The organism is Streptomyces sp. NPDC000941, assembly GCF_053599555.1.
This window is the reverse complement of sequence record NZ_JBSFMM010000014.1, coordinates 78,339-87,675: the sequence shown is the minus strand read 5'-3', so window position 1 is coordinate 87,675 and position 9,337 is coordinate 78,339. Positions and strand designations below refer to the sequence as shown.

Annotated in this window: 7 protein-coding genes; 3 read left to right on the top strand and 4 right to left on the bottom strand. The window is 72.5% G+C overall.

Features of this window, described 5'->3' with window-relative positions; all coding sequences use genetic code 11:
* Window positions 1-70: 70 nt before the first annotated feature.
* Window positions 71-1,414 (bottom strand): NADP-specific glutamate dehydrogenase, encoded by a 1,344-nt coding sequence (gdhA, locus tag ACWDSL_RS07995; RefSeq protein ID WP_450482851.1) that lies wholly within the window; start codon window positions 1,412-1,414, stop codon window positions 71-73.
* A 130-nt stretch (window positions 1,415-1,544) separates the two neighbouring features.
* The gene (locus ACWDSL_RS07990; protein WP_450482849.1) at window positions 1,545-2,276 is read right to left on the bottom strand and encodes a TetR/AcrR family transcriptional regulator; all 732 of its coding nucleotides are present in this window, start codon (window positions 2,274-2,276) and stop codon (window positions 1,545-1,547) included.
* Between the two features lie 150 nt (window positions 2,277-2,426).
* Between ACWDSL_RS07990 and ACWDSL_RS07985 the strand changes: the two genes are divergently transcribed.
* Window positions 2,427-3,830, top strand: a complete 1,404-nt coding sequence (locus tag ACWDSL_RS07985) for a serine hydrolase domain-containing protein (protein WP_450482847.1) — start codon at window positions 2,427-2,429, stop codon at window positions 3,828-3,830.
* Window positions 3,831-3,926: 96 nt separating this feature from the next.
* On the opposite strand, the gene ACWDSL_RS07980 is transcribed toward ACWDSL_RS07985, so the two are convergent.
* Together ACWDSL_RS07980 and ACWDSL_RS07975 are read right to left on the bottom strand one after the other, a co-directional pair.
* Entirely contained in the window at window positions 3,927-4,820 is an 894-nt protein-coding gene (locus ACWDSL_RS07980) for a D-alanyl-D-alanine carboxypeptidase family protein (protein ID WP_450482845.1), read from the bottom strand.
* A 160-nt stretch (window positions 4,821-4,980) separates the two neighbouring features.
* Window positions 4,981-5,241 (bottom strand): hypothetical protein, encoded by a 261-nt coding sequence (locus tag ACWDSL_RS07975; RefSeq protein WP_450482843.1) that lies wholly within the window; start codon window positions 5,239-5,241, stop codon window positions 4,981-4,983.
* Window positions 5,242-5,933: 692 nt separating this feature from the next.
* Between ACWDSL_RS07975 and ACWDSL_RS07970 the strand changes: the two genes are divergently transcribed.
* Both ACWDSL_RS07970 and ACWDSL_RS07965 read left to right on the top strand, forming a co-directional pair.
* Window positions 5,934-6,755 (top strand): ABC transporter ATP-binding protein, encoded by an 822-nt coding sequence (locus ACWDSL_RS07970; RefSeq protein ID WP_450482841.1) that lies wholly within the window; start codon window positions 5,934-5,936, stop codon window positions 6,753-6,755.
* Window positions 6,752-9,310 carry an FtsX-like permease family protein gene (locus ACWDSL_RS07965; RefSeq protein ID WP_450482839.1) on the top strand — a complete coding sequence of 853 codons (2,559 nt, stop codon included), beginning with the start codon at window positions 6,752-6,754 and terminating at the stop codon, window positions 9,308-9,310. Before ACWDSL_RS07970 ends, ACWDSL_RS07965 begins: the two co-directional genes overlap by 4 nt.
* The last annotated feature ends 27 nt before the right edge of the window (window positions 9,311-9,337 follow it).

The following is a 9,337-nucleotide window of genomic DNA, read 5'->3' as shown; positions in this document are numbered from 1 at the left end:
GCGACACGCCGACACCACGGCGTGTCGCTGTCCCATACTCACCGCAAATCAGGCACGGGCACGGGCGGGCTCAGATCACACCCTGCTCGGCCATGGCCTCCGCCACCCGCAGATATCCGGCGACGTTCGCACCCAGAACGTAGTCCTCGGGGGCCCCGTACTCCTCGGCGGTGGCCCGGCACAGCGCGTGGACGTCGGTCATGACGGCGGCGAGACGGGCCTCGGTCTGTTCGAAGGTCCACCGGTCGCGGGCGGCGTTCTGCCGCATCTCCAGTGCGGAGGTGGCCACTCCGCCGGCGTTGGCGGCCTTGCCGGGGCCGAAGAGCACCCCGGCCTCCCGCAGCACCTCGACGGCCGCCGGGGTGCAGGGCATGTTCGCGCCCTCGGCCACGGCCAGTACGCCGTTCTTCACCAGCGCGACGGCGTGCTCCTCGGTCAGCTCGTTCTGGGTGGCGCAGGGCAGGGCGATATCGCAGTCCACCTCGAACACCGAGCCCTGGTCGGAGAACACCGCACCCGGCCTGGCCCGGGCGTAGTCGCCGATCCGTGCCCGGCGGGCCTCCTTGACCTCCTTGAGCAGGTCCAGGTCGATGCCGCCCCGATCGACCACATACCCGGTGGAGTCGGAGCAGGCCACCACCCGGCCGCCGAGGGCGTGCACCTTCTCGATGGCATAGACGGCCACATTGCCGGAGCCGGAGACCACCACATCGCAGCCGTCGAACTGGCGGCCGCGGGTGCGCAGCATCTCCTGCGCGAAGTGGACGGTGCCGTATCCGGTGGCCTCGGTGCGCGCGTACGAGCCGCCCCAGCCGACCCCCTTGCCGGTGAGCACGCCCGCCTCGAAGCGGTTGGTCAGCCGCTTGTACTGGCCGAACAGATAGCCGATCTCACGCCCGCCCACTCCGATGTCCCCGGCCGGGACATCGGTGTGTTCGCCGATGTGCCGGTGGAGTTCGGTCATGAAGGACTGGCAGAAGCGCATGACCTCACCGTCGGAGCGGCCCTTGGGGTCGAAGTCGGCGCCGCCCTTGCCACCGCCGATCGACAGCCCGGTCAGCGCGTTCTTGAAGATCTGCTCGAAGCCGAGGAACTTGACGATGCCCAGGTTGACGCTGGGGTGGAAGCGCAAGCCCCCCTTGTAGGGGCCGAGCGCGCTGTTGAACTCCACCCGGAAGCCACGGTTGACGTGGATGTCCCCCAGGTCGTCGACCCAGGGCACCCGGAAGACGATCTGCCGCTCCGGTTCGCACAGCCGCTCCACGATCCGGGCGTCGAGATGGTCCGGATGCGCGCGGAGCACGGGCGCGAGGCTGTGCAGCACCTCGCCCGCGGCCTGGTGGAACTCCGCTTCCCCGGGGTTGCGGCGCACGATCTGCGCGTACACGGACTCGATACGAGCGGTGACGTCCATGGCCGCTCAGTGTGGCAGCGGACCCCGCGAAGGCCGGTCCGCCGCGCCGGGGAATGACCCCTGTCTGCGCGACGATTCGGCGAGACGGTGCGGGGTGGCAGCAGGTCGACAGCGGGGGCGGCGACCCGGCTCAGCCGAGCCGGGTCGCCAGCCCGTCGAGGACCCGCTGCAGTCCGTAGTCGAACTTGTCGTCGCGGATCTCGCGCGGGTCCTTGTCGCGCAGGCCCGCGTACTGCTCGCGCAGCTTCGGGTGGTCCCGCGCGGCGTCCTCGGCGGCCGGCCACAGCTGCTCCGCCCATTCCCGCTCGCTCAGGCCACCGCGGGCGAGCGTCGTCAGCCAGGCGGCCTCGCTGGTGGCCATGCCGATGACGTACGCCGTGAACGCGGAGACGGCGGGATCGGCTTCGGCCGCCGGGAGGCCCGCTTTCTCGAAGACGGCCAGCATGCTCTCGGTGAGCCGCATCAGATTGGGCCCCAGCTGGGTCACCCAGGCTCCGCCGATCACGGAGGCCATCCACGGGTGGGCCAGGATTGCCGACCTGAGGCCCTGTGCGCAAAGGGTGGCGACCTCCCGCCAGTGGTCCGGGTCCGCGGCCTCGGGCACCTCGATCTCGCCGTAGACCTCGTCCACGACCAGCTCGATCAGCTCACCCTTGTCGGCCACATGCGTATACAGCGAGGTGGCCCCTGCGTTCAGCCGGCTGCCGAGCTTCCGCATGCTCAGGGCGTCGATGCCCTCGGCGTCGAGCAGTTCGAGGGCGGCGGACACGATCTGATCCCGGCTCAGCGCGGGCTGTTCGCGCCGGGGGCGCTGGGGGCGGGTCCACACCGACTGGATCGGTCGCTTGGCGTCGCTCGGCATACGGGCTCCTCTTCCTTGTTTCTCCCGCGGCCAAGGATAGCCGCTCGGGCGCACGATGTACGGGGTTGCGAACAGTGTGCGGCGTCCGTACAGTGTTCGGCATAGCGCACGCCGTTCGGACGCACATCGTCCTTCACCGAGGGAGACGCCATGTCGAGCATCAAGGGCCAGGAAGCCACCGCCTTCGACACCACGCGCTGGCAGGCCCGGCTCGACGAGCTGCGGGCCGCCTATCACGTGCCGGGCGCGACCCTGGCCGTGCTGGCCGACGGGGAGATCCACGAGCTGGCGAGCGGTGTCCTGCACCGGGGCACCGGCGTGACGGCCACCACGGACTCGGTGTTCCAGCTCGGCTCGATCGCCAAGGTCTACACCGCCACGCTGGTGATGCGGCTGGTCGAGTCCGGCGAACTCGACCTGGACGCCCCGGTGGTGAACGTGCTGCCGGAGTTCGCCGTCGCCGACCCGGAGGCCACGAGGGCCATCACCATCCGCCGGTTGCTCAGCCACACCAGCGGCCTGACCTGCGACTTCACCGAGGACACCGGGCGCGGTGACGACTGCCTGGCCCGCTATGTCGAGGCCGCCAAGGGGGTGGCGCTTGACTGCCCTCCCGGGACGGCGGTCTCCTACAGCAGCGTCGGGTACAACGTGCTGGGCCGCATCGTCGAGGTGCTGACCGGCCAGACCTGGGACGCCGCCCTCAAGGACCGGCTGCTCGCCCCGCTCGGTCTCGAGCAGACCATGACGCTCCCCGAGGAGGTGCTGCGGTTCCGCGCCGCGATGGGGCACCTGGGCGAGCCGGGCCGGGACCCGGAGCCGGCCCCCGCATGGGACCTGATGCCGCGCTCGGCGGGCCCGTACGGCAGGGTCTGCGCCACCGCGAGTGATGTGGTCCGGCTCGCCCGGATGCACCTCGACGGCGGCGTGGCGCAGGACGGCACGCGCGTGCTGGCCCCCGAGTCCGTCGCGGCCATGCAGCGGCGCGAGGTCGACGTCCCGGACAAGTGGACCGTGAGCGCCGACGGCTGGGGCCTCGGCTGGACGCTCTACGACTGGTTCGGCACCCCGGGCTACGGCCATGACGGCGCCTCGATCGGGCAGTACGCGTATCTGCGCGTGGTGCCGGAGGCGGGCGTGGCCATCGCCCTGCTGACCAACGGCGGCGGCGCGCGCCGGCTCTACGCCGATCTCCTCCAGGAGTTGCTCGGCGAGCTGGCCGGGGTGCGGATGCCGGACGCCTTCGCTCCGGCGGCGCAGCCGCCCGCGGTGGACATCACCCCGCTCCTTGGCACCTATGAGCGCGAAGGCGTCGTCATCACCGTCAGCGAGCGCGACGGCGCGTTCCACCTGCGGTACGAGTTCGTCGGTGGCATGAAGGACTTCTCCCCGCCGCTGGAGATGGACCTGATCCCGCTCTCGGACACCGTCTTCGCCGCCTCCGGCGCCGGCCCCTCCTTCAGCGAGGACTGGATGCCTGTGGTGTTCTCCACCCTCTCCAACGGCACCGCCTGCTGCTACATCGGCATGCGTGCCGCGCCCAAGATCGCCTGAACCTGCGTTCCTGCGGCACGACAAGGGCCCGCCCGCGACCGGTTTCCTCTGGTCGCGGGCGGGCCCCGGCGGTGTCCGAGAGCTACTTTTCGGAAGTTACTTGGCGAAGCCGTAGTTCAGCAGCTTCTTCGCGTCCGCCGTACGGTTGTCGACCGAGGAGGAGGCGAGGACCGTGCCGATCACCGTCTTGCTGTCCCGGGTGGCGGCGAAGACCAGGCAGTACTTGGCCTCCGGGCCCGAGCCGGTCTTGACGCCGATGGCGCCCGAGTAGGTGCCCAGCAGCGGGTTGGTGTTCGTCCAGTCCATGTAGCGGTAGCCACCGCTCTTGGTGGTGACCTTCTGCTTCGTCGACTTCGTCTTCACGACCGTACGGAACGTGGAGTACTTCATCGCGCTGCTGGCCAGCTTGGTCAGATCGCGCGGCGTCGAGTAGTTCGCGCCGTGCCCTATGCCGTCGAACGAGTCGAAGTGCGTGTTCGTGAGGCCCAGGTTCTTGGCGGTCGTGTTCATCTTGCCGATGAACGACTTCACCCGCGCCGCCCGGGTCGACCCGGTGCCGAACTTGTCGGCCAGCGCGTACGCCGCGTCACAGCCGGACGGCAGCATCAGCCCGTACAGCAGCTGGCGGACGGTGACCTTGTCGCCGACGATGAGCTTGGCCGAGGAGGCCCAGTTGTTGTCGACGATGTAGTCGCTGTACGCCTTCTGGACGGTGACCTTCGCGTCCAGGTTGAGATTCGACTGGGCGAGTACCACCCGGGCCGTCATGATCTTGGTGGTGGAGCCGGTGGAGAGGCGGGTGTCCGCTGCCTTGGTGTAGAGGGACTTCCCCGTGCCGTTGTTCATCACGAACCCGCCCTTGGCGGTGATCGTGGGGGTCGCGACCGTGGCAGCCTGCACGGGGGCGAGCGCCCCGGCGGACAGAACGGCTCCCGCGGCGATGACGGCCACGGCGGATACGCGACGAATGCCCTTGATGCCGGTTTTCAAGTCTGATACTCCAAATGCCCCTGCGGGGCGGCTATATGAGAGTGCCGCTTGCTCAAGAGACGCATGAGACAGAGAAATGGATGTGCCTCCGCGACAGTAGCCCATCCGCCCGGCACGGGTGGCGCGCGGGCTGGAGCCCGGCGGGGCCGGACAGTGGCGGCTACGGCGAGAAACGGACCGTTAGCGACGGGGAGTGGGCCATGTCCTCCAGCCGGGACAGGACCTCGGGCGGCAGATCGTCGAACATGTGGTCCATCAGGTCCAGTACCCGCTGTCGAAGCTCAAGGTCCTCGTGGCGGAGCATGTCGAGGATCAAGCTCCAGAACGGCTCGTCCGGGCGTCCGGGCAGCGCTTGGGCGAGAGTGTCGAAGGCGTCGTGCCGCACGCCCCAGTCCGGATCGTTCAGGGCCGGGCGCACCACCTTCAGGAGTGCGGCACCGTAGGGAACCCGGGCGTATCTGAGACGGCGAAGGGCCGCGCGGGGGGTCGGGCGCGGAGAGCAATTCGGCACGCGTCCACACACCACCCGCGGCGGCGAGGACCTTGTGGGCGAGTTCGGCCAAGTCCGACCTCAAGTCCACTGATTCGGCAATCAGGTGCACAACAGCGATCAGAGGTCTGCCGGGGCCGCCGTAGTCCTCGGTGTACAGCAGTTCCAGGCCCGGCCGGACTATCCACGATGCCGAGGCGTGGTCGTGGGCCGGGGCGAAGACTTCATCGATCGCGTCCTCGGTGACGCCCACCTCATGGAGGAACGTGGCGAGCGTGGCGGGAAGCCCGTCCGAGTCCGGGCCGGCGTCCTGCCAGAGGCCGAGCGGCTTCCGTAGCACCAGCCCGGGTTCCCACCAGTATCTGCCGCCCTGGGCCCGGATTTCGAAACCTGGGATGACGAGGCTCATGGCAGCTCTCCATCCTCGCCCAAAGCCGATGAATGGTATCAACGCGGATAGTATCGCCAGCGATACTATCCGCGTTGATACCAGCGCATTCTCGAAGGGTGTAGCCCGCTACACCCCCGGATCGGGAGCGTGCTCTCTGCCCCCGTCCCCCGCCCGTTCCTAGCCTCGTGAGTGGACACGGCGAGTCGGCCGATCACTGGGGAGGGGCATACAAATGCGCAGGCAGCGGGGCGGTTCGGGGACGGTGAGCGCGGTGGTGGCGGGGCCGGGGGCGGTGGCGGGGCCGGTGGCCGACGCGCTCGCGCTGGACGGGGTGAGCAGGGAGTACCGGCGGGGCACCGTCGCGCTGCACCCCGTCGATCTCGCGGTCCCCCGGGGGCGGTTTCTCGCCGTGATGGGGCCGTCCGGATCCGGGAAGTCGACCCTGCTCCAGTGCGCCGCCGGGCTCGACCGGCCGACGGCGGGGACGGTGCGCATCGGGGGTACGGAACTGGCCTCGCTCAAGGAGGCCGCGCTGACGCGGCTGCGGCGGGAGCGGATCGGGTTCGTCTTCCAGGCCCACAACCTCGTGCCGTCGCTGAGCGTCGCGGAGAACGTCGCCCTGCCCCTGATGCTCGGCGGCGTGCCGTCGGACGGGCGGGCCGTGCGGGCGCTGGAGGCGGTGGGGCTCGCCGAGCGGGGCGCGGACCGGCCTGCGGAGCTGTCCGGCGGGCAGGCCCAGCGGGTGGCGATCGCCCGCGCGCTGGTCACCGAGCCCGACATCGTCTTCGCCGACGAGCCCACGGGCGCGCTCGACCCGGCCACCGCACACGGCGTGCTCGCGCTGCTGCGGCAGGCCGTCGACCGCGACGGCCACACGGTGGTGATGGTCACCCACGACCCGGTCGCGGCTGCCTGGGCGGACGAGGCCCTGTTTCTGGCGCGGGGGCGGGCCGTCGGCCGGCTGGACCGGCCCGGGGCCGATGAAGTGCGCCGCGTGATGCGGGACCTGGGGCGGGGCGCGGCGACCGTACGTGAGGAGGGGCGCACGGCATGAATGTGACCAAGCTGTTGGCCTCCCGTGCCGCCCGTACGCACCGCAAGGCGTGGGCCGCCGTGTTCGCCGCGCTCGTCCTCACCTCCCTGCTGCTCGGCTCCTTCGTGCTCGCCCTCGCCTCGACCGGGCTCGGACACGCCCGGGTGGAGCGGTACGCGGCGGCCGACCTCGTCGTCACCGGCGACCAGGAGACCCGCTACACCGCCAAGCCCTGGGGCAGCGACCCCCAGACCGCGCGGGCCGGGCTCACCGAGCGGGTGCGGGTGCCGGCGGGCGCGCTGGCTGTGGTGCGGAAGGTGCCCGGTGTACGGGCGGCCGTCGCCGACGATGTGTTCCAGGTCGGGCGCGCGGGACGGGCCGTCACCGGTCGGGCCGGCACCGGTCGGGCCTGGGACGCGGCCCGGCTCGCGCCGTACGAGCTGCGCGACGGGCGCGCCCCGCGCCGGGCGGGCGAGGTCGTGGTGGGCGGCGGGGCCCGCATCGGTGAGCGGGTCACGCTGCGCGTGGCCGGTGCCGACGCGGCGTACACCGTCGTCGGCGTCGCCGACGGCCCGGACGCCGCGGTCTACTTCGCGGCGGCCGAGGCGCGGCGCCTGGCCGGGCACCCGGACACCCTGGACGCCATCGGAGTGATCGCCGAATCCGGCGTGGGGACGGGCGAGTTGTCCTCCCGGGTGCGGCACGCACTCGACGCGGCGGAGCTCCGCAGCGTGGGGCGGCGCGCGGCCGGCGACGTGGCCGAGGTCCAGGTGGAGACCGGGGACGGGCGCGGCGGCCCCGAGTTCCTGGCCGCCGCGCCGGCCCGCAAGGGCATGCTGGAACTGCTGGCGTCCGTGGCCGCCACCGTCGTCCTCATCGCGCTGCTCGTCGTCTCGTCGACCGTCGTCCAGGCGCTGCGGCAACGCGCCCACGAGATCGGGCTGTTGCGCGCCGTCGGCGCGACGCCGCGGCAGCTGCGCGGCGCGGTCGGCCGGGAGGTGGGGCGGGTCGCGGCCCGCGCGGCGCTGCTGGGCGCCGTGGCCGCGCTCCCCGCGTACGCAGGGCTGCGCGGACTGCTGGGCGCGCGCGGTGCGCTGCCGCCCGGCCTCGAACTCCCCTTCCCGCCCTGGCTGTGGCCCGCGCCCCTGGCCACCGCGGGGATCACGGTCCTGATCGCGCGCGCCGCGGCGTGGCTCGCCGGCGCCCGGGCCGCGAAGCTCCGCCCCGCGGAGGCGCTGCGCGAATCGGCCCCCGGCACACCGCGCCGGGTCGCCGGTCTTGTGCTGCTGGCCCTGGGCGTGAGCTCGGCGGGGACGGCCGTCCTGCAGTCCGGCCAGGCCGCCGCGATGGCGGCGGGGGCGGCCGCGGTGACGATGGTCATCGGATGCGCCCTGCTCGGGCCGTGGATCGCCACGGGCGCGATGCGGATCCTCGGCGCTCCGCTGCGCCGCTTCGGCGGGCCCGGCGGCCGCCTCGCCGCCGCCAACTGCACGGCCGCCGCCACCCGCCTGGGCGCGGCCCTCACCCCGATCATCCTGGTCACCGCCTTCACCGCCGTACAGCTCTCGGGCGGCGCCACCCTCACCCATGCCGGCCAGGGCCAGGCCCGCGAGGCGATGCGCGCCGACTTCGCGGTGCGCGCGGACGGCGGCTTGCCGAGCGGCGCGGTGGGGCGGATCCGGGACGTGCCCGGGGTGCGGGCGGCCACCGATGTCGTACGCGGCACGGTGGTGCTGGCCCGGCGGGAGACCGGCGAACCCCGGCTCGACCGGCTGCCGGTCCTCGGCGTCACCCCGGAGGGGCTGCCGCACACCCTCGACCCCGAGCTGCGGAACGGCACCCTGAGCGCGCTGCGTCCCGGCACCGTCGCCGTCGGCGGCGACCGGGCACGCTCCCTCGACGCGCACCCCGGCTCCACGGTGACGCTCCGCCTCGGGGACGGTGTGGAGGCGAAGCTGCGGGTCGTGGCGGTGTACGAACGCTCCCTCGCGCTGGGCGACTTCCTCCTCTCGCGCGATGAACTGCTGGCCCACACCACGATGCCCGGCGCGGGCCAGATCCTGGTCACGGCCGCACCCGACACCGACCGTGCGGCGCTCGCAGAAGCCCTGGCCGCAGCGGTCCCCGGGGCCCGCGTGGCGCCCGACCCCGCGCCGATCCAGGTCGAGCCGGAGGACCAGGAGCTGGTCGAGGTGGTCACGGTCGCCGCGGTCTCCGCGATCGGGGCCTACACGGTGATCGCCGTCCTCAGCACCCTCTCGCTCATCACCATCGGCCGCCGCCCCGAACTCCGCCTGCTGCGCCTCGCCGGCGCCGGCCGCCGCCAACTGCGGCGCATGCTGCGGCTCGAGGCGGCGGCCACGGCGCTGACGGGCCTGGCCGTGGGCGCGGTGGTGGCGTCGGTGCCGCTGCTCGCGTTCAGCGTGGCGATGGCCCGTACGGTGCCCTATCTGCCGCCGGTCCAGGCGCTGGTGATCGTCGCCGTGGTCGCGGTGACCGCGGCCGCGGGCACCCTGCCCCCGGCCCGCGCCGCGCTACGGGGCCGCTACCCGGGGGCGGGCCCGGCGGCGGGCTGAGGGAGGGGGGTCGGTTTCTCCGCCACC

Coding starts and splice junctions, on each gene's coding strand:
- ACWDSL_RS07985 (WP_450482847.1), top strand. CDS start 2,427: ATGTCGAGCATCAAGGGCCAGGAAGCCACCGCCTTCGACACCACGCGC.
- gdhA (WP_450482851.1), bottom strand. CDS start 1,414: ATGGACGTCACCGCTCGTATCGAGTCCGTGTACGCGCAGATCGTGCGC.
- ACWDSL_RS07990 (WP_450482849.1), bottom strand. CDS start 2,276: ATGCCGAGCGACGCCAAGCGACCGATCCAGTCGGTGTGGACCCGCCCC.
- ACWDSL_RS07970 (WP_450482841.1), top strand. CDS start 5,934: ATGCGCAGGCAGCGGGGCGGTTCGGGGACGGTGAGCGCGGTGGTGGCG.
- ACWDSL_RS07965 (WP_450482839.1), top strand. CDS start 6,752: ATGAATGTGACCAAGCTGTTGGCCTCCCGTGCCGCCCGTACGCACCGC.